We start from the raw sequence: 25,077 nt of genomic DNA, 5'->3' as shown, positions 1-25,077 counted from the left end.
GGTGTCCGGCGTTCAGTCTCACTGATCTGGGTCAGCGCCGCCCGATATTGCGCGAATGACATGCGCTCTTCCAGATGATTCAGAATACTCTGCCAAATAGAGTAATCTGTCAACCGCGGACAAATCATGGCAGCGGAATTCCCGCGCTTTGCTTTTGCAGCTTGTGTAGATCGCCTGCTAGAACAAGAAGATGAGATCGATGAAGCAGCCGTCATGGTGGTGTCGGTCGACGATCAACGAACAAAAAAGGCTTGCTAAGCTTCAGCGCCTTGAAGTGGGATTGGTTCCGGCAATGCGCGCAGAATGTCTGTCGCAAACGGTCGGCAAAGCTCGAAGAGCAGCGCCGGCATTTTGCGAAATCAGCACGAGCGTAGTGTCGCGTGTAACCGAAACTTAAACTTCGAAAATCATGCTGATGCTTCGCTGGCTAGACAAGCGCGAGTCAGATATGCATTACGCGCCGGGTCATTAACGGCCGTCGGCACAACTAAGGGGCATGATATGGCTAAACAGTCATCCAAAGCGCCGGCATCCAAGTCACCGGCAAAGCAGGCACCGGCAACGAAAGCACCAGTAAAGGCAGTGGCGGCAAAGGCCGCAGCCGCTGTGAAGAAAGCAGCACCTGCTGCCAAGCCGAAGGCCGCCGCGGCCAAGGCAAAAGCAGCGCCCGCCAAGAAGCCGGCTGCGAAGGCTGCGGCAAAACCGGCAGTGAAGAAAGCAGCACCGGCCAAGGCTGCGCCCGCCAAGGCAAAAGCAGCGCCGGCCAAGAAGCCGGCTGCAAAGGCCGCGGCCAAGCCGGCAGCGAAGAAAGCTGCGCCTGCCAAGACTGCGCCTGCCAAGACTGCACCGGCCAAGAAGGCTGCGCCGGCAAAGAAAGCGGCTGCAGCGAAGTCTTCGGTAGCGGTGAAGAAAGCAGCGCCTGCGGCCAAACCAAAGGCGAAGGCCGCGACCGCGAAGGCCAAGAAGTAATCGCGCTTCTTCGCTCGCGGAGGACAGTGCTGAGGACGGTTGAGGGCGGGTGCCGGATAGGCGCCTCGCTCGCAGGGTCAGTGCTCGGGCAGCAACAGAGGCGGAGGGAAGACAGCTTTTCGCAGCTCCCAGGACTTCGCCATATGGCGAAGTCCGGTGGGGCATTTCTCTGTGCCCGGAGAGAAATTCTTGGTGCAAGACGAGTTGGCTCGGTTTCGAACCCGTCTGACCTGTTCAGATGCTCTCAGGCTGGAACTGTACCGCTCATCTGCCTGCGGATCATGGAAGAGGACGGTCGTTCGCCGTGGCGCCCGGTTTTTCCGCCTGTGGGCTGTTGATCATGTCGGGATGTCCGGCCAACAGTGTCGCGGAAATGGATCACACGCAAATTCAAAGTGCTACAGCGTCCTTTGCGCGTCCATGCTCTGTACTCGGCAAACAGGAACCCGATCATGCCCAGACTGCTCTACGCGTCCACGTCACCCTATAGTTCCAAAGTGCGCATGGCCGCGCTTTATGCCGGCATCGCCGTCGAGCTCGTGCCGATAAAAACCGAAGACAAACCGGCTGATCTGATCGACGCCAATCCACTCGGCAAGATCCCGGTGCTGGTGCTCGACGACGGCCGCTCGATCCACGATAGCCGCGCCATTACCCAGCATCTCAACCGCATGTCGAAGAACGCGCTGTTTCCGCGCAATCCCGACAAGCGCCTCGAGGCGGAAGTGCTTGAGGCACTGGCCGACGGCATCTGCGACTGCGCGCTGTCGATGGTCTATGAGCGGCGCACGCGCCCCGAAGACATGGTCTACCAACCGTGGCTCGACCGCCAGTGGGCGAAGATCACCAGCGCGCTCGACCTGCTCAACGCCAACCCGCCAAAGCTGCCGAAGAAGATCACCGCCGGCCAGCTGGCGCTGCGCGCCTGCCTTGGCTATCTCTCACTGCGCTTTGCCGGAAAATGGGAAAAGGGCCGCAGCAGGCTGGTCCGCTGGGCGGCGCGATTTGACGAGAAGTTTCCCGATCTGAAACCCAGCGTCCCGGCGTGAGCGGCTGCCAGAGAAGGGGGCATAAAAAAGCCGGGCACGAGGCCCGGCTTTTTCGTGTCGTGGCTTGGACGATTTTAGAACTTCATACCGACGCCGAAGGTGACGCGGTTGTCGGTCGACTTGACCTTGCCGATACCGTCAAAGTCCTTGTCGCCGAAGTCGGTGTAGCGATACTCGACACGGCCGAACACATTGTCGGTGATCTTGATGTCGGTACCGACGCCGGCCGTCCAGCCGAGCATGGTGTTTTCGTCGCTGGCGCCGGCCGCTTCGATCTCCTGGTTCTTGAGCGCGCCACCGGCGGTGCCGTAGAGCAGGATTTCCGGGGTGACGGCGTAGCCGAGGCGGGCGCGCAGCGAGCCTTCGAAGCCGCCCTTGGCCTCGACGCCGCCATCGTCGCCCTCGATGCCGCTATAGCCGATATCGGCTTCAGCACCGTAGACGAAGTTCTCTTGCTGCCACTGATAGCCGCCGAAGACGCCGCCGACAAAACCATCGGTGTCGACGTCAGTGCCGATATCCTCGGCATCGGCGTGACCGCTGAAGCCGTAGCCGACGCTCACACCGGCATAGGGACCGGCCCAGGAAGCGACCGGAAGTTCGGCGATCGGGGCGGGGGCCGGCGGCTCTTCCGCGATGACGTCAGCAGCATAGGCGGTTCCGCCGAGGGCGAAGAGCCCGAACGCCACCGCCAGCGGTCGCGCAAATTTAAGATTGGCTTGCATTGTTCTTTACTCCTTAAGCCACAGGCACAGGCTTGCTTTTCACAAGCGCCCTCAACCCGCCGGGGGGAAAAACGGGTCTGGCGCTCAACGGTTCCGAATGTCGTGTCAAAATACGGCTGAAGCGAACCTGAACTTGGGTCATTACCTGGCACGAATAAGGCTGAACTTTGACGTTGCATCTGCGCAACAGATGGTGTCAGGAGGCTTAGCTGTGCCGCGCTGAACGACGCTTGGAGCAAGGGGTCCGTAGTCCTATATTGCGGCTGGCAGGCCGAGTCCCGGCCACAGTCGAAAGACCGATCCGGCCGCTTTGCCACAATGCTGCCCAAGGTCCGAACGGCATTTAACGCTTCGCCGGCCATATTTTGCCGGCTGGCTCAAAATCGAGCCCCATTGAGGATTGACAGGATGAGCAAGGCCGCTGGAACGGCGCTGGTGACGGGCGGGGGCCAGCGGATCGGCAAGGCGATCGTCGAGGATCTCGCCGCGAACGGTTTTGCCGTCGCCATCCATTGCAACCGCTCGCGGGCCGAGGCGGAAGCATTGGCCGCGCGGATCAACGGCGGTCATTTTGGCCAGGGTGGCCGGGCTGCTGTGGTCGCCGCTGACCTGACCGACATTGCCGCGGTCGAGGACCTCGTTGGCCGCGCCGAAGCCGCGCTCGGGCCTGTTACACTGCTGGTCAACAATGCGTCGCTGTTCGTGGACGATACGGTTCAGGACGTCGACTGGCTTGCCTGGGACCGTCACTTCGCCATACACGTGAAGGCGCCGGCATTTTTGGCGCAACAATTCGCCCGCGCGCTGCCGGAAGGCGAGGAAGGGCTGATCGTCAATATGATCGACCAGCGCGTCTGGCGCCCGACGCCCCGCTATTTCTCCTATGCGCTGTCGAAATCGACATTGTGGACGCAAACGCAGATGATGGCGCAGGCGCTAGCACCCCGCATTCGCGTCAATGCCATCGGTCCCGGCCCGACGCTGAAGAGCGCGCGTCAGCAAGACAGCGACTTTGCCGCGCAGGTCGACGGCCTGATCCTGAAGCGCGGCCCGGAATTGCCTGAATTCGGCGCCACCATCCGCTATCTCTGGGGCGCAAGCTCGGTCACCGGCCAGATGATTGCGCTCGACGGCGGCCAGCACCTTGCGTGGCAGACTCCCGATGTGACAGGCATTGTCGAATGAGTCCCATGGACCAGAAACCCAAACGTGTCGGCGCTGCCGTAGACCTGCCGCCCGATGTCGACCTCGAGGACGAGGTGGCGGAGGAGATCGTCGAACCGTCAACGCCCGGTCCCGGTGGCCCTGACGTCGCCTTCACCGCCATCGATTGGACGCCGCATGCCGGCGATGCCGACGGCATGGTCGGCGCCGAAGTCATCCAGACGCTGGTCAAACGGCTGCCCAACGCGCCCGGCGTCTACCGCATGATGAATGCCGCAGGCGACGTGCTCTATGTCGGCAAGGCGCGCAGCCTGAAGAAGCGGGTGACCAATTACGCACAAGGCCGCTTCCACACCAGCCGCATCGGCCGCATGGTGCGCGAGACGGCGACGATGGAGTTCGTCGTCACCCGCACCGAGATCGAAGCGCTGCTGCTGGAAGCAAATCTTATCAAGCGCTTGCGGCCGCGTTTCAATGTGCTGATGCGGGACGACAAGTCGTTTCCCTACATCCTTTTGACCGGCGATCATGTCTCGCCCGGCATCTACAAGCATCGCGGCGCGCGCTCGCGCAAGGGCGACTATTTCGGCCCCTTCGCCTCGGCCGGCGCCGTCGGCCGCACCATCAACTCGCTGCAGCGCGCCTTCCTGCTCAGGAGTTGCACCAACTCCTTCTACGAGAACCGCACCCGGCCGTGCCTGCTGTTCCAGATCAAGCGATGCGCCGGCCCGTGCACCGGCGAAATCTCGCATAGTGACTATGCCAGGCTGGTCGCCGAGGCGAAGGACTTCCTGTCCGGCCGCAGCCAGAAGGTGAAGACCGACATCTCCGCCGCCATGCAGCAGGCCGCGGAGAATCTCGATTTCGAGCGCGCCGCAATCTATCGCGACCGGCTGGCGGCGTTGTCGCATGTGCAGAGCCATCAGGGCATCAACCCGCAGACCGTCGACGAGGCCGATGTCTTCGCCATCCATCAGGAAGGCGGCCAGGTCTGCATCCAGGTCTTCTTCTTCCGCACCGGCCAGAACTGGGGCAACCGCGCCTATTTCCCCAAGGCCGATCCGGCGATGGAGGCGGCCGAGGTGCTGGGCTCGTTCCTGGCGCAATTCTATGACGACAAGCCGACGCCGCGCGCCATCCTGTTGTCGCATGGCGTCGAGGACCAGGAATTGCTGGCTGAGGCGCTCTCCACCCGCGCGGGTCGCAAGGTGGCGATCTCGGTGCCGCAGCGCGGCGAGAAGAAGGATTTGACCGACAACGCCCTGCAGAATGCCCGTGAGGCGCTCGGCCGCCGGCTGGCCGAGACCTCGACGCAAGGGCGGTTGCTCACCGGTTTCGCCGAGACTTTCGGCCTGAAGAAACCGCCGGTGCGCATCGAGGTCTACGACAACTCCCACATCATGGGCACCAACGCCGTCGGCGCCATGGTGGTCGCCGGGCCGGAAGGCTTCGTGAAGAACCAGTACCGGAAATTCAACATCCGCTCGACCGAGATCACGCCGGGAGACGATTTCGGCATGATGCGCGAGGTGATGGAGCGGCGTTTCTCCCGCCTGCTGAAGGAACATGGCGATGTGCCGCGGAGCGAACTGGCGGCGGACGACATCCTAGCCGAACAGGGCGACGATATCGAGGATGCAGGCGGCTTCCCGGCCTGGCCAGACGTCATCCTCATCGATGGCGGCCAGGGCCAGATGACGGCGGTGCGACAAATCCTCGCCGACCTCGGCATCGAGGACCGTGTCCAGGCCATCGGCATCGCCAAGGGCCAGGACCGTGACGCCGGCCGCGAACGCTTCTTCGTCAGGGGCAAGCCACCGTTTTCGCTCCCCGTGCGCGACCCCGTGCTCTATTTCGTTCAGCGGCTGCGCGACGAGGTCCATCGCTTCGCCATCGGCTCGCACCGCGCCCGCCGCAAGAAGGAGATGGTCAAGAGCCCGCTTGACGAGATCAGCGGCATTGGTCCCGGTCGCAAGCGCGCGCTGCTCATGCATTTCGGCACCGCCAAGGCGGTCAGTCGAGCCGCGATCGAGGATCTGGTCAAGGTCGATGGCATATCCGAGCAGGTCGCCAAGCTGGTCTACAACCATTTTCACGAGAGCTGATGATTCGGCTATTTTCGGCTGGTCCATCGACTATCATCTGTTGACCCCCCACATTCGCTTCTGATTTGAGTAGGCAGGTAGAAAGAGTTCCAAAGAAATGGCCCAGCGCGCATTCAACCTGCCCAACATGCTCACTTACGTCCGCATCCTCGCGGTGCCGCTGGTTGTGCTGTGTTTTTTTCTCGAAGGGCATCTGAAGTCGAGCGACTTCGCCCGCTGGTCGGCGCTGGTCATTTTCCTGCTCGCCTCGATCACCGATTATTTCGACGGCTATCTGGCGCGCGCCTGGCAGCAGACCTCGAATATCGGCAAGATGCTCGATCCGATCGCCGACAAGTTGCTGGTCGCCACGTGCCTGCTGCTGCTGGCGGCTGATACCGATAGGCATGCCGGCATCGCCGGCTGGTCGCTGTGGGCAGCGATCATCATCCTGTGCCGCGAAATCCTCGTTTCGGGCCTGCGCGAGTATCTGGCGGCGCTGAAGGTCTCGGTACCGGTGACGCAGCTGGCGAAGTGGAAGACCACCATCCAGATGATCGCCATCGCCTTCCTGCTCGCCGGACCTGCCGGCGACAAGATCTTCCCGCTGACCACGCAGGTCGGGCTTGTGCTGTTGTGGATCGCCGCGCTGGTGACGCTCTACACCGGCTACGACTATTTCCGCGCCGGCCTCAAGCACATCATGGACGAGTAGCATGTCGACGAGGCTCATTTATTTCGCCTGGGTGCGCGAGCGGATCGGCAAGCCGCAAGAGGACGTCGAATTGCCCGCCGGCATCGAGACGGTGGCCGACCTGCTGCGCTGGCTGAAATCGCGCGGCGAGGAGTACGAGCACGCGCTGCAATATCCTGACGTGATCCGCGTCGCCATCAACCAGGAACATGTCGAGCACCGCGAGAAGATATCAGGCGCGCGCGAGATCGCGCTGTTCCCGCCGATGACGGGTGGCTGAAATGCCCGGCGCGGTGGTGCCGACGGTGCGCATCCAGGCGGAGGATTTCGATGTCGCCGCCGAGATCGCCAGGATGACGCAAGGCCGCGCCGACATCGGCGCCGTGGTGACTTTCTCGGGTCTCTGCCGCGACGAAGCGGGCAGGCTGGCGGCACTCGAACTCGAACATTATCCCGGCATGGCCGAGGCCGAGATCGGCCGCATCGCCGCCGAGGCGGTTCAGCGCTGGCCGCTGCAGGGGCTCACCGCCATCCATCGCCACGGCAGGATCGCGCCCGGTGAGAACATCGTGCTGGTGGTCGCTGCCTCCGCGCATCGGCAGGCGGCGTTCGAGGCGGCGAACTTCCTCATGGATTATCTCAAATCGCGCGCGCCGTTCTGGAAGAAGGAACACCACACCGACGGCTCGGAAGGCGGCTGGGTCGATGCCAAGGAGGCCGACGACGAGGCCGCAAGCCGCTGGAAGCGGGCCGTGCCGAAACGAAATTGATGCTTCGCGTCACCGCTGGAGGGCGAGGTTCACATCAACCCCGATCACCCCTCGGCCTCCCATCAGCCTTGTCAGTGCCGATCCAGTGATCGAGCGCAACCCGGCCGGGTCCCCACGCCATGATACCGAGCGCCATCGCCGCCCAGGTGATGTGCAGCGGCCAGCCGTCCGGCACGGTGAGTTGTATGACCAGCGTCATCACGAGCAGGCCGAATGCCGCCAGGCGTGTCGCCAGGCCGAGAACGAGGAGAATTGGCAGCAAGATTTCCGCCGATCCTGAGACGAAGGCCACCAGCCCAGGCGCGGGAAAATCGTAGGGGCCGCCGGGCAGATGCAGCTTGAGCTCCGAACTGAAAAGCAGCACGGCCACATCGTTCAGCTGCAAAAAACCGTCCCATTTGTTGACGCCGGACCGCCAGAACGGGACAGCGAGGGCGCAGCGCAGGACGAGTTGCGTCAGCGAAGGTGTGGCACTCGTGCGCAGCGCGGCATTCACCCTCTCGACGAGGGTGGCAGCCCCTCGCGGCTCGGTGCTGGCGTTCCATCCATGGTTCGTCATGCTCACCCTCCCTGGTCTGCCGCTGTGAAGGCGCCTGCTTGCAGCAGGCCGGCAATGTTGGCGGCAAGGTCGAATTCGGCAGTTTCCGCAAATGCTGCCGCGGCCGCCGCTCCGAGCGGCTCGCCCGCCATTAGACGATCCAGAAAAGCTGCGCCGCCGGGCGGCAGATGGCGAACAAACACTTCGAGCCCGGGCCGCGTGACCAGCGCATCTTCAGGGCCGTCCGCCTCGATCCGCCCGACGGGGCCGTCGCGCCGGTTCGCCGCAAAGATCGTCACGACCGGATAGCGCGAGCGAATCGCATGCGTTGCCGAGTGCCGTACGAACACGGTATCGGCCAGCCGTTCGGGCGGGATCGAGCCCAGTGCTACGCAAGCCAGCGGTTCCGCGTCGGCGGCATGATAGGCGTCGAGCCAGGCCCGCTCCAGGCGCGCCACGTCAGCCAGCCATGGCATCGGCCGCGCATAGTCGTAGCGCTCGATGAAGTCGGGAAAGTCGCGGCCGTATTCGAACAGAAGCGGCGAAGTGGGTGGCGTTTCGCGGACATGGAAGCGCGCCATCGCCCGAAAGAAGTCCGGGCCGGTGATGCGCAGCGTCGCTGGAAAGCTGGCGACCAGCGCATCGATCAGGCTGACCGTGACGTTGTTGCGGTAGACGGCGTATCGTTTGACTGCCGCCTTCCCGTTCGGCCCTGAGACGGCGTCAGGCGGGGCACGGTCAGGATCGAGCAAACCGGCGGTGAATGCCGTGGCATAGTCGAACCGGTGGCTAAGATCGCCCGACTGGAGCTCATCCTGCGGCATGGGCTTTTCCGAACACATGGTGGCTGTCGCCGTGATGGTAGAGAATCGCTTGGGCGGCGGCGGCCTCCGCCTTGAGCACCGGCCAGTCGGGAATGTTGCTGTCCCACTCGATCAGCGTCGGCAGCGGTCCGCATCGGCCGATGACGATATCGAAGAGCTTCCAGACCGCGTCGGCGACCGGACCGTCATGGCTGTCGATGAGCAGCAGGTCGCCTTCGTCATCCTCCTGCTCGGCGTGCCCGGCCAGATGGATTTCCCCGACATGATCGAGCGGGAAATCCGCGAGGTAGGAAACGGCTGAATAGCCGTGATTGGTGGCCGAAACGAAAACATTGTTGACGTCGAGCAGCAGGCCGCAACCGGTGCGCTGCACCAGCGCGCCGATGAAATCCGTCTCGCTCATCGTCGATTCCGCGAAAAGGACGTAGGTCGAGGGGTTCTCGAGCAGGATCGGGCGGCCGATCGTCTCCTGCATTTCATCGATGTGATCCGCCACGCGCGAAACCGTTGCCGGCGTATAGGGCAGGGGAAGCAGGTCGTTGTAATAGGTGGTGTCGTGGGTCGACCAGGCGAGATGCTCGGAAACGAGCGCCGGCTCATAGCGGTCGACGAGCGCCTTGAAGCGGCCGAGATGCACTTTGTCGAGCGGCCGCGGTCCGCCGATCGACATGCACACCCCGTGCAGCGAAACGGGATAGTCGCGGCGAATCCTGGTCAGCGCATCGTGCGGCGGACCGCCGGTGCCCATGTAGTTTTCGGCGTGGACCTCGAAGAAGCCGTCCTTTGGGCCGTCGCCAAGGATCGCGTGCAGATGCCCGTGCTTGAAACTGGTGCCGGCAAGGCCGGCGATCGGGTGCGCCGGAAAGCGCGAGGTTTTCGATATGCGGGATGCCGGGGCCAGTCCGTTCATCTTCATCTCCGCTTTCCGGGCAGCTTGCATTGCTTAGGACGGGACGTCGCGGGTCAGCGCCGTGGGCGAGCCCTTGCGGTCGCCGGGCAGGTCCATCGTCGTACAGGTGCCGCCGTCGACGAACTTCCAGGCGTTGCCCTGGTAATCGACCGTCGAGGTGCCTTGGCAGGTGGTGCCTGGTCCTGCCGCGCAGTCGTTCTGCCCCTTCAGGGCGACGCCAAAGCACTTCTCCTTGCCGGCATCCATCGCTGCCTTGGCCTCTGCCTCGGACAGCGGCGCGGCCGTCGCAAAAGAAGCAAGGGCCGTGGCAACGGCGCCGGCCAGAAAGGCCGTGCTCACGGTTGATCTTGTTGACATGATTTCACCTCCGCTTGGGTTGTTGCGCGCGCCGTTCCTCAAGCGCGCATGGTTAGTTCGGTTCGGAGGTTCCCTGCGTTACATCTTTTTGGAACACGACTTCGTGATCGCATGGGGACCTGGCGTGAGCAATATTTCGCCTGTCACGCCAAGGAGGCCGACCACAGGGCAACGAGCCGCCGGAAGGCACCGCCGTGTGAACAGCCCGTGTGGGGCGCCACGGAACCACCGCAATCCTGCGAGACCTTCCGACCAGTTTGGCGCATTATGGGGAGCAGGATCATGCTGGGCAGGATCACCGAGTTCTTCATCTTCGGTGTCGTGCCGCTGGTCGGTATACTGGTGGTGCCTGAGCTGTCAGTCGCTGCCGAGAAGACCCTGAAGGGCGAGGTGATGTATCGCGAGCGCATCGCTCTGCCGCCGAAAGCCGTGCTTTCCGTGCAGCTTGCCGATGTCTCGCTGGCCGACGCGACGGCCGCTGTCATCGGCGAGCGCAAGGTGGCGCCGGCCGGCCAGGTGCCGATCAAGTTCGAGATCAGCTTTGATCCCCAGGTGATCCGGCCTCATATGACCTATGCGCTGCAGGCGCGCATCACCGTCGACGACAGGCTGTTGTTCATCTCCGATATGCGCCACCAGGTCGATCCACTGAGCGACGCGCCGCAGACCATCATGCTGAAGATGGTGACGTCGAGCGAGCAGCCGGCGTCGGCCCCGGTGGTCGGGCAGAGCTGGCTGATCGAGCATATCGACGGCATTGGTGTGATCGCCGAGCCGCAGGCGACGTTCAGGATCGACGAGGCCGGCAAGGCCGGAGGCAGCGGGCCTTGCAACGTCTACTTCGCCACCGCCAAAGTCGATGGTTCGACGATTGCCATCAGTGACATCGGTTCGACGTTCAAGGCCTGCGCGCCCGAGACTATGGCCGAGGAAAAGGCGCTGTTCGAGGCGCTGGCCAAGGCGGCATCGTATCACGTCGACGCCGGCAAGCTCATCATCGTCGACAAAGACGACCGCGTCATCCTGCGCTTCAACGCCGCGAGCTGATAACCGGTTTCGGTTTTTGAGCATCACGCGCAGTTGGCGGGTGTCGGCGCCCGGCGTCCGGTGCCGGATCGCCGCAACGAAAAAGGCCGGCATTGCGCCGGCCTTTTTGCATATGACGTGGTGACTTATCGGCTCAGCCGACGATCTCGGTGTCCGAGAACCAGTATTTGATCTCCTGCGCGGCGGTCTCCGGCGCGTCGGAGCCGTGCACGGAATTCTCGCCGATCGACAGCGCGTGCACTTTGCGGATGGTGCCTTCGGCGGCGTTGGCCGGGTTGGTGGCGCCCATCACGTCGCGGTTTTTGGCAATGGCGTTCTCGCCTTCCAGCACCTGCACGACCGTTGGGCCCGACGACATCGACTCGACCAGTTCGCCGAAGAACGGACGATCCTTGTGCACAGCATAAAAACCTTCCGCCTCGCGGCGGCTCATCCACACCCGGCGCGAGGCGACGACGCGCAGGCCGGCTTCTTCGAGCATCTGGGTAATGGCGCCGGTGAGATTGCGCCGGGTTGCGTCCGGCTTGATCATGGAAAAGGTGCGTTCGAGCGCCATGGGGTCGTCCTTGTGATGGAGAGTGGAATTCACGGTGGCGGGCTCTATACAAGCCGCCCGCCGGCTTGCCAAGGGGCTGGCGCTAATGCATGTCGCGCAAGAGTGCGCAGCGGTTTTGCGATCACGACATGCATAAAAACAAGAACTTAAGCGCGTCTCCGACGTGCTTTAGCCGCCGCATAGCGTGTCGCCGTCAGCCAAAACCAATGTTGTCATAACTTCATCTCGATCGTCAGCTTGGCCGTGTCGCCAGCCCGAAGGCCTTCGCGGACCCGCACCGCCGTCTTGATCGGCAACAGCAGGCTGCCGGATTTCTTGTCGGGAAACAGCGATGTTCGCCATCTGGTCTGGCCGATAACGGCTTCCACGCCAAGCGAGCCCCAGGGTCGTGCCATCCCCGCCATTGCCGTCTTGATCCGTGCCCCAAGCTCCGGCGGCAGCGTCACGAAATGCCAGCCGCCCTTGCCTGGATAGACCCAGATCTCGGCCTGCACGTCGTAGCGAAACATTTGTGCCCTTCCTCAGATCAAGGCCGTCACGGCTGGCTTTCCCGTGGTGTCTTGTCGGCAACGCCGGCGATCGGCGAAATCATCCTGATATCCATTCTCCCCTGCAAGGGAGGATGGCAGCGTTGCCGTTGCACTACCGCCTTATCACCATCGAAGCGCGCCGGACTTCCCAGCCTTCCCGCTCCAGTTCCGGCACGCTGTGGTTCTCGCAGGGGTAGCCGACGCAGAAGTAACCGATCAGCGTCCACTCCGGCGGCGCGTCCAGGATCGTCGCCATTTCGGCCGGGTCGAGGATCGAGACCCAGCCCATGCCTATTCCTTCGGCGCGCGCCGCCAGCCAAAAAGTATGGATCGCCATCACCGCCGAATATTCGATGGTCGCGGGCATGGTCAGGCGGCCGAGCCCATGTCCCTGTTGCGTCCCGCGGTCGGCGAAGACAGCGAATTGACAAGGCGCCTCGTTCAGGCCGGCAAGCTTCAGGCGCGCATAGAGCGCGGCGCGTTCGCCGCCGAACGACGCGAGCGCCTCCGCATTGCAGCGCTCGAAGCATGCCTTGACGGCGGCGCGGCATTCCGCGCTCTCGACCATGACGAAACGCCAAGGCTGGCTCAGCCCGACCGAGGGCGCAAGGCTGGCGACGTCAAGCAGCCGCTCCAGCGCGCCTTCGGGGAGCGGCGTCGGCCTGAATCGCCTGACATCCCGCCGCCACAGGAAGAGATTGGCCAGATCGGCGCGAAAATCGTCCGGGAATTCCGGGTCTGACGTCATGGTGTTCGTACTGTCTTTGCCAAAGGAGTAGGGCAGTAAGGAAGTAGGGCAGTAGGGCAGTAGGGCAGTAGGGCAGTAGGGGAGTAGGAATGCGCGCCCCCGCTACTTCCTTAGTCCCTACTGCCCTACTGCCCTACTGCCCTACTGCCCTATGCCGCGGCGGCGGCCGCCGGCACCTTGCGGCCGAGGCCATCATGCAGGCCGAGGCAGCGCTCGAACCACTGCGCCACCACATCGCTGTCGTCGAGCAACCGGTAGGGCGAGGCGATGCGCGCCCATTGCAGCGCGCCGAAGACGATGTAGTCGGCAAACAGCGGTGATTGGCCGCCGATGAACGGCTGATAGGCAAGCATCGAGCGCAACGGCTCCAGCGAGGCATGGAAGGCACCAAGGCCGGCGTCCCGCGCCGCCACCACCTCTTCCAGTCTCTGGCCGAAGCGCTGCTCGCGGTTTTGGCGAAAATAGGCGGCGTTGGCCTCGTCCTGCATGGCGTGCAGGTCCATGATCGCTGCAGTGGTGACATAGGGGTGGATGGTCAGTTGCGACCAGCGTTCGACGAAGCGCGCCATCGCCTTGCCGCCGTCGCCGCAAAACAATGTCGGTCGCTCTGGATAGGCCTCGTCGAGATAGAGCGCGATGGCGAAAGAATCGGCGACCACCTTCTCGCCGTCGCGGATCACCGGAACGAGTTTTGAAACGCCGCCTTCAACTGTGGGCACTTCGAGAAAGCGTGTCGGCACGGTTGAGATATCGAGGCCCTTGTGGGCAAGCGCCATCGTCGCCTTCCAGCAATGCGGGCTGAACGGACGGGCGCCATCGCGTCCGACGAGATCATAGAGCAGAATGGTCATTGGCGGCAGCTTCCCTGCGGTCTACTAGAGCGAGGTTGCGGGCCTTGCGGTAAGCACCCGGAACGGGGTCTCGCGGGCCGGAGAAAAAACGATGAAACAGCACTTCATGATGTTTGCGGCCTACAATCAATGGGCCAATAGCCGCATCTACGATGCCGCCGCCGATCTCGACGAGGAAGATTTTCACCGCAACGTCGGGGTCTTCTTCGGCTCGATGATGGGCACGCTCAACCATATTCTGACTGCCGATCGCATCTGGATGAGGCGCTTTACCGGCGAGGGCGACGCGCCGGCCAGGCTCGACACGGTCCTGCACCGCGCCCTGCCGGGCTTGCGGCTGGCGCGCGAGGCCGAAGACAAAAGGATCGTCGACTGGGTTGGGGCGTCAAACGACAAGGCTTTGTCCGGTCGCTTCTCCTACATGACCGTCTCCGACATGCGCACCGTCTCGCAGCGATTGGCGCCGGCGCTTGATCATTTCTTCAATCACCAGACCCATCACCGCGGCCAGGCGCACGCGATCCTGACCATTCTCGGCCGGCCTTCGGTGCCGCTCGACCTGACGCTGTTCCAGCGCAGCGAAGAGGGCCGCGCCTACGCATGATTTGGGATCATCCGGATCGAATTGACAGGAAACCCGTCGAAGGCGAACAGCAACTTCGACGGGCTATAAACAGGCCTGGCCAGTCAGGCGGCGTATCCGCCCTGGCCGCGGGAAATCGGCTTGACCGAGACTGCCGGCTGCGCCGAGGGCCAGAGAATGCCTGCCGAAACTGCGAAGGTGGTCAGGGCGTCGCGCGCGGCCTCGGGCGAGATCTCGCCAGCGCGTGCCGCCTCGCAGGCCTTCACCGCCGCGCCATAGCTCAGGCGTCGCCGCGATGGCGGGAACTCGGTCAGGAACTCATGCATGTCGAACAGCGAAGCGATCATGCGCTTATGGCCGGCGCCGACGGTTACGGCGACCGGGGTGAAAAATGTCTTATCGTGCATTCTGGCCTCTCGAATTGGGCGGAGGTGACGGGCGGACGCCGCTCTCCGACCGGGGGTAGGACGCCCAGAAACGCGGATTGCGGCATCAGGTTCCATGTTGCCGAAATTTGATTTTTCGCCACCAGGCTCCGTGGCATGAGCGTCGTGCCGAAGAGCGGCCTATTTCCACATGTCGCGCATGCGGGCGCCAAGGTCGACGCGCACTTGCGGCTGGCGGCGCGGATCATCCTTGGCCTGGACGCTCGCCCACGATGTCTGTTCGAAGGCGCCGAGGATCGAGGCCGGGATGAAGCGGGTGCGCGAGGCGTAAACATGGCGATCGCCGCGCGCCGCCTGGCCGTGGACGAAAAAGCGCTGCGGCATGACCAGGTGCAGGCCGTCCTTGGCCCGCGTCATCGCCACGTAGAGCAGGCGGCGCTCCTCGTCGATATCCTCCTTCGAGCCGACGGCGAGATCGATCGGGATGCAGCCGTCGACGGTGTTGAGCACGAAGACGTTCTTCCATTCCTGGCCCTTGGCCGAATGGATGGTCGACAGGATCAGATAGTCCTCGTCGCGATGCGGCGGCCCAGCCTCGTCGCTGGTTGCATCCGGCGGGTCGAGGGTCAGCTCGGTGAGGAAACGCTCGCGCGAGGCATAGCCCGAGGCGATCTGTTCGAGCTGCAGAATATCGGCCCGGCGTGTCGTTGCGTCCTCGTGGATGCGGTCGAGATGCGGCTCATACCAGAGCCTGACCTGTTCGAGGTCAACAGGCCATTTCCCCGACCCCGCGCGAAGCTGCGAGAACAGCGCGACGAAACCCGGCCAGTCGTCGGCGGCGCGTTGCGGCGGCCGGTAGCGCGCCAGTCCCATCGCTTCGTCGAGCGACGTCGCCATGGTGTCGACGATCTGCGAAGCCGCCGAAGGGCCGATGCCGGGCAAAAGCTGCAGCACGCGAAAACCGGCGACGCGGTCGCGCGGGTTCTCGGCGAAGCGCAGCACGGCCAGCACGTCCTTGACATGGGCGGCGTCGAGGAACTTCAGCCCGCCGAACTTGACGAACGGGATGTTGCGGTGCGTCAGCTCGATCTCCAGCGGCCCGCTGTGGTGCGAGGCGCGAAACAGCACGGCCTGCGCCTTCAGCGCCGTGCCGGCCTCGCGCTCGGTCAGGATCGCCTGACAGACGTAACCCGCCTGCTCGGCCTCGTCGCGGACGCTGACCAGCTTCGGCTTTTCGGTCGATTTGCGCTCCGACCAGAGGTTCTTGGTAAAGCGCTCCGAGGCCTCGCCGATCACCGCATTGGCGGCGGCCAGGATGGTCTCGGTCGAGCGGTAGTTGCGCTCCAGCATGACGATCTCGGCCGGCCGGGCGAACTGTTTTGGAAAGTCGAGGATGTTGCGCACTTCGGCGGCGCGAAACGAATAGATCGACTGCGCATCGTCGCCGACCACCGTCAGACCGGATCCGTCCGGCTTGAGCGCCGCGAGGATCGAGGCCTGCAGCCGGTTGGTGTCCTGGTATTCGTCGACCAGCACATGGTCGAAACGCCCACCCAGATGCGCCGATATTTCCGGCTCGCCGGCCATTTGCGCCCAGTAGAGCAGCAGGTCGTCGTAATCGAGCACGTTCTGCGTCTGCTTGGCCTCGACATATCGGGCGAACAGCGCCTTAAGCTGTTCTGCCCACCCCGCGCACCAGGGGAACACCGAACCCAAAACTTCGCCGAGCGGCGCCTGCGCGTTGACGGCACGCGAATAGATCGCCAGGCAGGTGCCCTTGGTCGGAAAACGGCCTTCGGTTTTCGAGAAGCCGAGTTCGTGCCGGGCGAGGTTCATCAGGTCGGCCGAATCCTCGCGGTCATGGATGGTGAAGGCCGGATCGAGGCCGATCTCCAGCGCATAGTCGCGCAGCAGCCTGGCGCCGATGCCGTGAAACGTGCCGGCCCAGGTGAGAGCATCGGTGATGACGGAAGCGTCGCGGCCGAGCACCTCGCCGGCGATGCGCTCGACCCGCTTGGTCAATTCCGATGCGGCGCGACGCGAAAACGTCATCAAAAGGATGCGCCTCGGGTCGGCGCCCCTGACGATCAGATGCGCGACGCGATGCGCCAGCGTGCTGGTCTTGCCGGAGCCGGCCCCGGCGATCACCAGCAGCGGCCCGGCGACCTTGCCGTCGCCATGCTCGACGGCAACGCACTGCTCGGCATTCAGCTTCGCGAGGTAGGCAGGCCGGAAGGTCGAATCACGGGCAGCGAGGTTCATTGCCCATCAAGCATCGTTTCTGCTTTGTTCGCAACGCTTTCGTACGTGCGACCGATGGGTTCGATGCTCTGGCGCCCGACCGACGAACCGAAACTAGCGCTGCGGCTCCACGCCCATCGCCGCTGACTGCCGCGGCAGCGACTTGTGGTCATCGGGAGGCGGCAGCAACAGCGGATCGAAGTCGTCGGGCACCTCGTCGATGATTTCCCTGACGATGCGGTAGGCCACATAGACGGCGGCCCCGGCTATGAGCAGACGGATCATGATTTTCTCCATTGGTGTGGACCAACCGAGGAGCCCGCGTTTTGTTCCCCTCTCTCGTTTTGTTCCCCGGGTTCCAAAACGCCCCAAGCTCTTGCCCGAGCGTGCAACCAAATCGGCACCGTTTCGTTTGCCCGGTGACAGGAGGTTGCGATGAACAAGCTCCCAACTTTGCTGGCCCCGACCTGGTTCGTTTTGGCCGCAGCGCTGGCTGTCGCGGCCTGCGACAACAACATTCCACCGACAAAGGCTCCCGGCGCCGATCAAAACCCGCAGGTCGACCCTGCGCCCAACTCGACGCCAGGCGATGATCAACCCGCCACGCCGCCTGCGCAGTGATGGAAGCCTGCAGGAAAGATGGCCGGCGCCGCTTGGGAGGGGAGCGATGACGCCGGCCAGGCGGGTATCAGGTCCGCCGCACACCTAGACATAGCTGAGTCTTGCCTTAGCGTCATGACGCCATAGCCGACGACGACGGATTTGCACCGGCAATTAACTGACAAATGCGCAGTTTTCGACTGCGAGAAGCCGTTGCTCGCCAGGCGCCACTCTATCGCAGCCGGTTCCCGGCCCAGCCCGGAGCTGGTCCTTTGATCCGGCGAGGCCGGCGATCGGATCAATCGTCTTCTTTCTCCTCCCGCGGCACCGGGCAACCTGCCGCTGGCGGCCATTTTCATGCCTTATGCGGCCAACCGGTGCTCGAGGTCTTGCGAAGCGCTGACGTCCCGTGCAAAAGCGCGGCCATGCTGATCATCAACGACCTTTCGCTCCGCATGGCCGGACGCCTGCTTCTTGACCATGCCTCGCTGACTTTGCCGGCTGGCAGCAAGGCCGGGCTTGTCGGCCGCAACGGCACCGGCAAGACCACTTTGTTCAAGGCGATCACCGGCGACCTCGCCTCCGAGACCGGCTCGATTAGCCTGCCGAAGAACACGCGCATCGGCCAGGTGGCGCAGGAGGCTCCAGGCACCGAGGAGCCGCTGATCGAGATCGTGCTCAAGGCCGACCTCGAACGCTCCGCGTTGCTCGATGAGGAAACGACGGCGACCGATCCGCACCGCATCGCCGACATCCACATGCGGCTGGCCGATATCGACGCCCATTCGGCCGAGTCGCGTGCCGCCACCATCCTCGCCGGCCTCGGCTTCGACGACGATGCCCAGCGGCGGCCGGCCTCGTCGTTCTCCGGCGGCTGGCGCATGCGCGTCGCACTCGCGGCGGTGCTGTTTGCCGAGCCCGATCTGCTGCTGCTCGACGAGCCGACCAACTATCTCGACCTCGAAGGCACGCTGTGGCTGGAAAACTACGTGTCGAAATATCCGCACACAGTGCTGCTGATCTCGCATGACCGCGACCTGCTCAACCGCGCCGTCAACTCGATCGTCCATCTCGACCAGAAGAAGCTGACCTTTTGGCGCGGCGGCTACGACCAGTTCGAGCGCCAATTCACCGAGCAGCGCGAATTGCAGGAGAAGGGCAGGGTCAAGCAGGAAGCCGCACGCAAGCACATGGAGTCCTTCGTCGAGCGCTTCCGCGCCAAGGCTTCCAAGGCGAGACAGGCGCAGTCGCGCATCAAGGCGCTGGAGAAGATGAAGCCGATCGCCGCGATTGTGAACGACAACGTGCGGCCGTTCTCCTTTCCCGAGCCGATGAAGACGGTGGCCTCGCCGATCATTGCGCTCAACAACGTCAATGTCGGCTATGTCGAGGGTGAGCCGATCCTGAAGAAGATGACGCTGCGCATCGATGCCGACGACCGTATCGCGCTGCTCGGCGCCAACGGCAACGGCAAGTCGACGTTCGCCAAATTGCTGTCCGGCCGCCTGAAGCAGGAGACCGGCACTATGACGGTGGCGCCCGGCCTGAAGGTGGCGATCTTTGCCCAGCATCAGCTCGACGATCTCCGACCGAGTGAAAACGCCTATGAGCATGTCCGCCGGCTGATGCCGGAAGCACCGGAATCGAAAGTGCGCGGCCGCGTCGCCCAGTTCGGACTGACCACCGAGAAGATGAACACCGCCGCCAGGGACCTGTCGGGCGGCGAGAAGGCGCGGCTGTTGATGGGCCTGTCGGCGTTCGAGGGGCCAAACCTGTTCATCCTCGACGAACCGACCAACCATCTCGATATCGACAGCCGCGAATCGTTGATCCATGCGCTGAACGAGTTTCCCGGCGCCGTCATCCTGATCTCGCACGACCGCCACCTGCTCGAGGCGACGGCCGACCGGCTGTGGCTGGTCAAGGACGGGACGGTCAACCCCTATGACGGCGATCTCGATGACTACAAGACGCTGGTCACCGGCGTGTCCGGCGACCGCCGCGGCAAGCGCGAGGCCGAAAAAGCCTCGAAGGCCGACCGCCGTCGTGACGCGGCCGCGCGCCGCGCCGCCTTCGAGCCGCTGGCCAAGGAGATCCGCGCCACCGAAGCGCTGATGGACCGCATCCGCAAGCGCATCGACTTGATCGAGGACGAACTCGCCAATCCGGCGGTCTACGAAAAGGACCCGTCGACGGCGACACGGCTGGCCAAGGAGCGCTCGCAACTGGCCCAGACACTGGCCGCCCATGAGGAAAAATGGCTGTCGATGTCGGCAGAGTATGAGGAAGGCACGGCTGAGTAGCGCGACGCCCCTCTGCCTTCTCCCCTTGTGGGAGAAGGTGGCCGCGAAGCGGTCGGATGAGGGGTGCTCCAGCTTGGCATCGCCGTATTCCGTCCAACACCCCTCATCCGTCTCGGCGCTGCGCGCCGATCCACCTTCTCCCACAAGGGGAGAAGGGAAGACGCGATCTGGCCCTACACGCGGTCCTTACAACCCGCTAATCTCGCCCCATGAATCAGCACGCCAAGCTCAGGATCGGCCATTCGGCCTGTCCGCATGATTGCCCGTCGACCTGCGCGCTCGAGGTCGAGCTGCTCGACAGCAAGCGCATCGGCCGCGTCCATGGCGCCAAGGCCAACAGCTACACGGCTGGCGTCATTTGCGCCAAGGTCGCCCGTTATGCCGACCGCGTCCATCATCCCGACCGCTTGCTGAAGCCGCTGATCCGGGCGGGCGCCAAGGGTGAGGGCCTTTGGAAGGACGCGAGCTGGGAGGCCGCACTCGACCTGGTCGCCGAAAAACTCATCGCGGCCGAGGCAAGATACGGCTCGGAGACGGTCTGGCCCTATTACTATGCCGGCACGATGGGACTGGTGCAGCGCGACGGCATCGAGCGGCTGCGCCACGCGAAAAAGTATTCCGGCTTCTTCGGTTCGATCTGCACCAATCTGGCCTGGACCGGCTGGATGATGGGGGCCGGCGCGCTGCGCGGTCCCGACCCGCGCGAGATGGCCAAGTCCGACTGCGTGGTGGTCTGGGGCACCAATGCCGTGGTCACCCAAGTCAACGTCATGACCCACGCGATCAAGGCGCGCAAGGAACGCGGCGCCAAAATCGTCGTCATCGACGTCTACGAGAACGCGACGATGAAGCAGGCCGATCTCGGCCTGGTGCTGAAGCCCGGCACCGACGGTGCGCTGGCCTGCGCGGTGATGCATGTACTGTTCCGTGACGGCATGGCCGACCGCGCCTATCTGGAAAAATACACCGACGATCCGCACGGTCTGGAAGCGCATCTTCAGACGAGGACGCCGCAATGGGCGGCTGATATCACCGGGCTTTCCGTCGATGACATCGAGGCCTTCGCCCGTCTCGTCGGCACGACCAAGAAAACCTATTTCCGCCTCGGCTACGGTTTTTCGCGGCAGCGCAACGGCTCGGTCAACATGCATGCCGCCGCCTCGATCGCCGCGGTCACGGGCTGCTGGCAATATGAGGGCGGCGGCGCCTTCCATTCCAATTCGGGCATCTTCAAACTGAACCAGGAACTGCTGGAAGGCACGCGGATGCGCGACCCGGCGATCCGCCATCTCGACCATTCGCGCATCGGCCCGGTGCTGACCGGCGCTGAGGATGCGCTCTATGGCGGCCCGCCGGTGACGGCGCTGCTGATCCAAAACACCAATCCGGTCAATGTCGCGCCGGAGCAGCGGCTGGTGAAGCAGGGTTTTTTGCGCGACGACCTGTTTTCCTGCGTGCACGAACAGTTCATGACCGACACCGCAAAACTCGGAGATGTCGTGCTGCCGGCGACGATGTTTCTAGAGCATGACGATATCTACAAGGGCGGCGGCAATCAGCACATCACGCTCGGGCCGAAGTTGATCGACCCGCCGGAAGGGCCGCGCAGCAACCATTTCGTCATCGAGGAACTCGGCAAAAGGCTCGGTGTTGGCGACAGGCCTGGCTTCGGCATGACCGAGCAGCAGCATATCGACATCATTTTGGGCAAGCGCGGGCTGGGCAGTTTTTCGAGCCTCAAGGAACAAAAGTGGCTCGATTTGCAGCCGGCTTTCGAAGCGGCGCATTTTATCGACGGCTTCGGCCACGCGGACGGAAAATTCCGCTTTCGCGCCGACTGGACCGGGCAGGCGGCGCCCAACCGGCCGCCGAAATGCATGGGCCTGTTCGGGCCGGTGGCAAGCCTGCCGGAATTTCCCGACCACGTCGATCTGATCGAGGTGGCGGATGCTGCGCATCCGTTCCGGCTGGCCACCTCGCCGGCGCGCAATTTCCTCAACTCGACTTTTTCCGAGACGCCGGTGTCGATGGCCAAGGAGGGCCGGCCGGAACTGCTTTTGCATCCGGGCGATGCGGCAGCCTATGGGCTGGCCAATGGCGACCGCGTCGAGATCGGCAATGCGCGCGGCGAAGTTGTGCTGCACGCAAGATTGTTCGACGGCCTCAAGCGCGGTGTCGTGGTGGCCGAAGGCATCTGGCCCAACAGCGCCCACGAGCGCGGCGAGGGCATCAACGTCCTGACCGGCGCCGACGCGCCGGCGCCCTATGGCGGTGCGGCGTTCCACGACAACAAGGTGTGGCTGCGCCCGGCAAAGTGAAGCGTCGGAACGATATGCCCAACCAGCCGTTTTTGCGTGGCGGTGGAGACATGGTGATGGCAGAAGCGTTGGCAGCGCCGGCCCCCGTTGGAAGGACGCTTTCGCCCGGCGAACTCGTGACCACGATGGCGCATTTTCATCGCGCCGAGATTCTGCGCATGACGGGGTGGCGCGACCGCCTCGACCGGACGAGCAATTGGGCGATAACGGTCGTCGCGGCAATGTTGTCCATCTCGCTTTCGACGGCCAGCGCGCATCACGGCGTACTGCTTTTTGCCATGCTGCTTGTCCTGTTGCTGCTGTGGATAGAAGCGCGGCGATATCGCTTCTTCGACGTTTACCGGGCCCGAGTGCGCCAGTTCGAACGGCACTATTTCGCGCAGATATTCTCGCCGCAGCCGGACTTCGCGTCAGATTGGCTGTTGGTCGTCGGCGAAAGTCTGCGCACTCCAAAATTCCTCATTTCGCAACGAGCGGCGTTGGCGCGCCGTCTGCGTCGAAACTACATCCACATGCTGCTGATCCTGCTGTTGGCCTGGATCCTGAAACTGTCGACCCCCAGTCTTCTAACCGAAGGTGTCCGCATCGACTTCGTCAGTTCGGTGCGCGAGGCGGTTGCCGGCGCTGCTCTGGGGCCCATTCCCGGCCTGGTCATCGTCGTGCTGGTCGCCGCCTTCTATGCCGGCCTGCTGGTCACGGCGTTCCTGACCGCCAGCGACGACGGCGAGCTCTCCTTTGGCGACGTGCACGTCTAGGGCGGCAGCGCAAAACCGGTAGATCTGCGATTTCAGCTGTGCAGAAAATCGAACCGATCGGTTCGTTTTTGTTGACGCATTGTGCAAGACCAAGTGAACGTCGGCTCAGCGAATGGCCGGGCCACGCGGCAGAAATATTCGCCTAACGCATTGAGAAGCAAGTCAAAGATTGTGGTGAAGGAAGCCTTTTGGCGGATTTCAAGCACCCGGTTCAGGGCGTAGCCGGAACATCTTTGTGATTGGAAACCGCTGCAGGGCCAGCCCACCTCGGGGTGGTCCGAGCGACGCGAAATCCTCCCAAGGCACGCCACCAGACGGACAACAACACTGAAAGTATGAAAGTACTGGAGTACCTGAAATGACCAAGATTGCTCTCACCGCTGCCGCCATCCTCATTGCCGCAGGCAGCGCCTTTGCCGGCAGCGACCACTATGGTTCGGACGGCGCCAATCAGCCGGCCGCGCCTGTTGGCAATGCGGCTGTTGGAAATATCGACAACACGTTCACGGGCTCGATCCGCAAGCCGTTTACGGCGGAGCACAATACCGTCAATACCAACGCGACGACCCAGCCCGGCACGACTGAACCGGTCGTGCCTCAGTCCGGCCGGGGCAACTGGGGCCGCTAAATCCTCAAGCTGCGGAACGCAAAGAGCGGCGGGCTTGGCCCGCCGTTCTTGCTTATCAAGTCACAGCTCTCGTTTAGCGCAGATCCTTCGGCCAAACGCAGTGCGTCAGCCGCGCGTCACCGAGGGCCAGCCGTGCCCAGTCACCGTCGAAAACGAAGCGGGCAAGAGCCGCTGTCGGGAATTTTTCTTCAAGCTTTTTGAGTGCCGCGGCATCCGACCCGGCGCCGGCAAGTCGGCGCGCGAATTCCTCCAGGCCGGGATTATGGCCCAGCACCAAGAGGCTGATTGTTGCCGCATTTGCCTGCCGGACCTTGGCGAGAACGTCTGCCGCGCTGGCCTCGTAGAGCGCCTGGACGAATTTGGCCGGCGTTTTCGCGGGCAGTTCCGCCGAGACCAGCCGCCATGTGTCGCGGCTGCGCAGCGCCGGCGATACCAGCGCCAGATCGGGCAGCCAGCCCTGGCTGGCCAGTTCGCGACCGACCAGCGGGGCGGCCTTCAGCCCGCGCCCTGAAAGCGGCCGGTCGAAGTCGATGAGGTCTGGATCGTCCCAGCTCGACTTGGCGTGACGCAGAACAAGGAGTTGCTTCATGAGTTCAATTTAAGACCAAGGAATGTCGGGCTGAAAGTCTTTCCCATATCCGCCGCCATGTTTTGTGCCCATGGCGGTATCAAGGTCGCCCAAAGCGCACCAAAGATGAACAAACCTACGCGCCGTTCATCCCTATCCCACCTGACCGAAATGTCTGCTTCAGCAATGGCCCAATCGCCCGATCGAATGTGAATTGCATCGATGACAGAACCTGTTCGCCCGTCCTCGATTCGATACAGATAGAAGTATGCCGTGGCATTGGTTGGATCGTCCGCCTCATCATACTCGAAGGCACCGGCCAGATCACCTTTTGCCCGCATAGCGCTGTCGAAGAGATCCATTTGCCTGTCTGCATCTGTCAAAATAACGTTGAGACTTCGCGTGCGCCATGCACCACGCGCACGATCTCGACGCGCTGTTCGGCCAGGCGATAAAGCACGAGATAATTGCCGATCGTCAATGCTCGCACTTCGGCACCGATGTTGGGTTTTTGGCGCCGGATTCCGGGCCGGGCTGCGGACAATGAGGACGTCAGCCATTCCGCTGTTTTTTGCTGGCGTCGCTGAACCGGCTGTGCGCCTTCAGTTTGATGTCCTCGATGTCGAAAGGCGCGAACGGGCCGCTCCCCAGCCCTTCCGTCCAGGCTTTCCGCAGCCGTTCCGCTTCCGCCTCGCGCAAGGGCTGGCGAAGACGCCATTCGCGGAGCGCCTCGCGGATCACTTCGCTTGCCGAACCGTATTGCCCGCTGGCCACCGCGCCCTTGACCATGTCCAGCAGTTCCGGCGAAAGCGCCACGCTGACCTTTTCGACTGTCGCCATCAACCTGTCTCCTTGCCAACATGGTAGCAACATTTGCTA

General features: G+C 63.3%; 31 protein-coding genes. 15 read left to right on the top strand and 16 right to left on the bottom strand.

What is annotated here, in order from left to right; translation table 11 throughout:
* The first annotated feature begins 126 nt into the window (after positions 1-126).
* The 3 genes from AC0L2M_RS18440 to AC0L2M_RS18430 all read left to right on the top strand — a co-directional run bounded on the left by AC0L2M_RS18440 (position 127) and on the right by AC0L2M_RS18430 (position 2,018).
* Positions 127-258 (top strand): hypothetical protein, encoded by a 132-nt coding sequence (locus tag AC0L2M_RS18440; RefSeq protein WP_287260721.1) that lies wholly within the window; start codon positions 127-129, stop codon positions 256-258.
* 45 nt (positions 259-303) lie between these two features.
* Positions 304-969 carry a hypothetical protein gene (locus AC0L2M_RS18435; protein ID WP_473535524.1) on the top strand — a complete coding sequence of 222 codons (666 nt, stop codon included), beginning with the start codon at positions 304-306 and terminating at the stop codon, positions 967-969.
* Between the two features lie 452 nt (positions 970-1,421).
* Positions 1,422-2,018: a glutathione S-transferase family protein gene (locus AC0L2M_RS18430; RefSeq protein ID WP_023800675.1), complete on the top strand. Its 597-nt coding sequence runs from the start codon at positions 1,422-1,424 to the stop codon at positions 2,016-2,018.
* A 74-nt stretch (positions 2,019-2,092) separates the two neighbouring features.
* Here the strand turns inward: AC0L2M_RS18430 and AC0L2M_RS18425 are convergent, their stop codons facing one another.
* Positions 2,093-2,743, bottom strand: a complete 651-nt coding sequence (locus tag AC0L2M_RS18425) for an outer membrane protein (RefSeq protein WP_027152642.1) — start codon at positions 2,741-2,743, stop codon at positions 2,093-2,095.
* Between the two features lie 408 nt (positions 2,744-3,151).
* Here AC0L2M_RS18425 and AC0L2M_RS18420 point away from each other — a divergent pair, with 408 nt between their 5' ends.
* The 5 genes from AC0L2M_RS18420 (at position 3,152) to AC0L2M_RS18400 (ending at position 7,455) form a co-directional block, all read left to right on the top strand.
* The gene (locus AC0L2M_RS18420; RefSeq protein ID WP_128169238.1) at positions 3,152-3,928 is read left to right on the top strand and encodes an SDR family oxidoreductase; all 777 of its coding nucleotides are present in this window, start codon (positions 3,152-3,154) and stop codon (positions 3,926-3,928) included.
* Positions 3,925-6,012 (top strand): excinuclease ABC subunit UvrC, encoded by a 2,088-nt coding sequence (gene uvrC / locus AC0L2M_RS18415; protein ID WP_287229939.1) that lies wholly within the window; start codon positions 3,925-3,927, stop codon positions 6,010-6,012. Before AC0L2M_RS18420 ends, uvrC begins: the two co-directional genes overlap by 4 nt.
* Before the next feature lie 97 nt (positions 6,013-6,109).
* Positions 6,110-6,706, top strand: coding sequence for a CDP-diacylglycerol--glycerol-3-phosphate 3-phosphatidyltransferase (pgsA, locus tag AC0L2M_RS18410; protein WP_027152639.1), 597 nt, complete (start codon positions 6,110-6,112; stop codon positions 6,704-6,706).
* Position 6,707: 1 nt separating this feature from the next.
* Positions 6,708-6,965 carry a molybdopterin converting factor subunit 1 gene (gene moaD / locus AC0L2M_RS18405; RefSeq protein WP_023800670.1) on the top strand — a complete coding sequence of 86 codons (258 nt, stop codon included), beginning with the start codon at positions 6,708-6,710 and terminating at the stop codon, positions 6,963-6,965.
* 1 nt (position 6,966) lies between these two features.
* Positions 6,967-7,455 carry a molybdenum cofactor biosynthesis protein MoaE gene (locus AC0L2M_RS18400; protein WP_023800669.1) on the top strand — a complete coding sequence of 163 codons (489 nt, stop codon included), beginning with the start codon at positions 6,967-6,969 and terminating at the stop codon, positions 7,453-7,455.
* Between the two features lie 34 nt (positions 7,456-7,489).
* Here the strand turns inward: AC0L2M_RS18400 and AC0L2M_RS18395 are convergent, their stop codons facing one another.
* Genes AC0L2M_RS18395 through AC0L2M_RS18380 form a run of 4 tightly spaced genes read right to left on the bottom strand, consistent with a single transcriptional unit; the run spans position 7,490 to position 10,084 of the window.
* Positions 7,490-8,014, bottom strand: a complete 525-nt coding sequence (locus AC0L2M_RS18395; RefSeq protein WP_128247623.1) for a DoxX family protein — start codon at positions 8,012-8,014, stop codon at positions 7,490-7,492.
* A 2-nt stretch (positions 8,015-8,016) separates the two neighbouring features.
* Positions 8,017-8,817, bottom strand: coding sequence for an HvfC/BufC N-terminal domain-containing protein (locus AC0L2M_RS18390; RefSeq protein WP_473535523.1), 801 nt, complete (start codon positions 8,815-8,817; stop codon positions 8,017-8,019).
* Positions 8,804-9,733 (bottom strand): MNIO family bufferin maturase, encoded by a 930-nt coding sequence (bufB, locus tag AC0L2M_RS18385; RefSeq protein WP_023800666.1) that lies wholly within the window; start codon positions 9,731-9,733, stop codon positions 8,804-8,806. Before bufB ends, AC0L2M_RS18390 begins: the two co-directional genes overlap by 14 nt.
* 27 nt (positions 9,734-9,760) lie before the next feature.
* The gene (locus tag AC0L2M_RS18380; RefSeq protein WP_128172761.1) at positions 9,761-10,084 is read right to left on the bottom strand and encodes a BufA1 family periplasmic bufferin-type metallophore; all 324 of its coding nucleotides are present in this window, start codon (positions 10,082-10,084) and stop codon (positions 9,761-9,763) included.
* 282 nt (positions 10,085-10,366) lie between these two features.
* Here AC0L2M_RS18380 and AC0L2M_RS18375 point away from each other — a divergent pair, with 282 nt between their 5' ends.
* Positions 10,367-11,131 carry a YbaY family lipoprotein gene (locus AC0L2M_RS18375; protein WP_473535522.1) on the top strand — a complete coding sequence of 255 codons (765 nt, stop codon included), beginning with the start codon at positions 10,367-10,369 and terminating at the stop codon, positions 11,129-11,131.
* Between the two features lie 133 nt (positions 11,132-11,264).
* Here the strand turns inward: AC0L2M_RS18375 and ndk are convergent, their stop codons facing one another.
* From ndk to AC0L2M_RS18355, 4 genes are all read right to left on the bottom strand, one after another.
* Positions 11,265-11,687 carry a nucleoside-diphosphate kinase gene (gene ndk, locus AC0L2M_RS18370; protein ID WP_023800663.1) on the bottom strand — a complete coding sequence of 141 codons (423 nt, stop codon included), beginning with the start codon at positions 11,685-11,687 and terminating at the stop codon, positions 11,265-11,267.
* Positions 11,688-11,899: 212 nt separating this feature from the next.
* Positions 11,900-12,196 carry a DUF1905 domain-containing protein gene (locus tag AC0L2M_RS18365; RefSeq protein ID WP_023800662.1) on the bottom strand — a complete coding sequence of 99 codons (297 nt, stop codon included), beginning with the start codon at positions 12,194-12,196 and terminating at the stop codon, positions 11,900-11,902.
* A gap of 133 nt (positions 12,197-12,329) precedes the next feature.
* Positions 12,330-12,965, bottom strand: a complete 636-nt coding sequence (bluB, locus tag AC0L2M_RS18360; RefSeq protein ID WP_023800661.1) for a 5,6-dimethylbenzimidazole synthase — start codon at positions 12,963-12,965, stop codon at positions 12,330-12,332.
* A 149-nt stretch (positions 12,966-13,114) separates the two neighbouring features.
* A complete protein-coding gene (locus AC0L2M_RS18355) occupies positions 13,115-13,816 on the bottom strand; it encodes a glutathione S-transferase family protein (protein ID WP_473524200.1) in 702 nt (233 codons plus the stop codon).
* Positions 13,817-13,907: 91 nt separating this feature from the next.
* Between AC0L2M_RS18355 and AC0L2M_RS18350 the strand changes: the two genes are divergently transcribed.
* Entirely contained in the window at positions 13,908-14,420 is a 513-nt protein-coding gene (locus AC0L2M_RS18350) for a DinB family protein (protein WP_473535521.1), read from the top strand.
* 83 nt (positions 14,421-14,503) lie between these two features.
* Here the strand turns inward: AC0L2M_RS18350 and AC0L2M_RS18345 are convergent, their stop codons facing one another.
* From AC0L2M_RS18345 to AC0L2M_RS18335, 3 genes are all read right to left on the bottom strand, one after another.
* A complete protein-coding gene (locus AC0L2M_RS18345) occupies positions 14,504-14,806 on the bottom strand; it encodes a DUF982 domain-containing protein (protein WP_023800658.1) in 303 nt (100 codons plus the stop codon).
* A 159-nt stretch (positions 14,807-14,965) separates the two neighbouring features.
* Positions 14,966-17,047 (bottom strand): ATP-dependent helicase, encoded by a 2,082-nt coding sequence (locus tag AC0L2M_RS18340; protein ID WP_473535520.1) that lies wholly within the window; start codon positions 17,045-17,047, stop codon positions 14,966-14,968.
* Positions 17,048-17,140: 93 nt separating this feature from the next.
* Complete coding sequence (locus tag AC0L2M_RS18335; protein WP_473535519.1) at positions 17,141-17,311, bottom strand: hypothetical protein; 171 nt, start codon at positions 17,309-17,311, stop codon at positions 17,141-17,143.
* Positions 17,312-17,461: 150 nt separating this feature from the next.
* Between AC0L2M_RS18335 and AC0L2M_RS18330 the strand changes: the two genes are divergently transcribed.
* From AC0L2M_RS18330 to AC0L2M_RS18310, 5 genes are all read left to right on the top strand, one after another.
* Positions 17,462-17,647 carry a hypothetical protein gene (locus AC0L2M_RS18330; protein WP_473535518.1) on the top strand — a complete coding sequence of 62 codons (186 nt, stop codon included), beginning with the start codon at positions 17,462-17,464 and terminating at the stop codon, positions 17,645-17,647.
* Between the two features lie 404 nt (positions 17,648-18,051).
* Positions 18,052-19,929, top strand: coding sequence for an ABC-F family ATP-binding cassette domain-containing protein (locus tag AC0L2M_RS18325; protein ID WP_473535517.1), 1,878 nt, complete (start codon positions 18,052-18,054; stop codon positions 19,927-19,929).
* Between the two features lie 209 nt (positions 19,930-20,138).
* Positions 20,139-22,247, top strand: coding sequence for a molybdopterin-containing oxidoreductase family protein (locus AC0L2M_RS18320; protein ID WP_473535516.1), 2,109 nt, complete (start codon positions 20,139-20,141; stop codon positions 22,245-22,247).
* A gap of 56 nt (positions 22,248-22,303) precedes the next feature.
* Positions 22,304-23,002 (top strand): DUF2270 domain-containing protein, encoded by a 699-nt coding sequence (locus tag AC0L2M_RS18315; RefSeq protein ID WP_023800651.1) that lies wholly within the window; start codon positions 22,304-22,306, stop codon positions 23,000-23,002.
* Positions 23,003-23,360: 358 nt separating this feature from the next.
* Positions 23,361-23,630, top strand: a complete 270-nt coding sequence (locus tag AC0L2M_RS18310; RefSeq protein WP_023800650.1) for a DUF680 domain-containing protein — start codon at positions 23,361-23,363, stop codon at positions 23,628-23,630.
* A 73-nt stretch (positions 23,631-23,703) separates the two neighbouring features.
* On the opposite strand, the gene AC0L2M_RS18305 is transcribed toward AC0L2M_RS18310, so the two are convergent.
* The 4 genes from AC0L2M_RS18305 to AC0L2M_RS18290 are packed head-to-tail and all read right to left on the bottom strand — an operon-like array spanning position 23,704 to position 25,038.
* Positions 23,704-24,219 carry a SixA phosphatase family protein gene (locus tag AC0L2M_RS18305; protein WP_128169219.1) on the bottom strand — a complete coding sequence of 172 codons (516 nt, stop codon included), beginning with the start codon at positions 24,217-24,219 and terminating at the stop codon, positions 23,704-23,706.
* Complete coding sequence (locus tag AC0L2M_RS18300) at positions 24,216-24,560, bottom strand: hypothetical protein (protein WP_287229917.1); 345 nt, start codon at positions 24,558-24,560, stop codon at positions 24,216-24,218. Before AC0L2M_RS18300 ends, AC0L2M_RS18305 begins: the two co-directional genes overlap by 4 nt.
* A gap of 17 nt (positions 24,561-24,577) precedes the next feature.
* Positions 24,578-24,742, bottom strand: coding sequence for a type II toxin-antitoxin system RelE/ParE family toxin (locus AC0L2M_RS18295; RefSeq protein WP_236371509.1), 165 nt, complete (start codon positions 24,740-24,742; stop codon positions 24,578-24,580).
* A gap of 8 nt (positions 24,743-24,750) precedes the next feature.
* Positions 24,751-25,038 carry a type II toxin-antitoxin system ParD family antitoxin gene (locus AC0L2M_RS18290; RefSeq protein ID WP_023800646.1) on the bottom strand — a complete coding sequence of 96 codons (288 nt, stop codon included), beginning with the start codon at positions 25,036-25,038 and terminating at the stop codon, positions 24,751-24,753.
* Positions 25,039-25,077 lie beyond the last annotated feature (39 nt).

Source organism: Mesorhizobium sp. WSM4806 (genome assembly GCF_055811635.1).
Note: the sequence above shows the minus strand (reverse complement) of the source record. Positions and strands in the feature narration are given on the sequence as shown.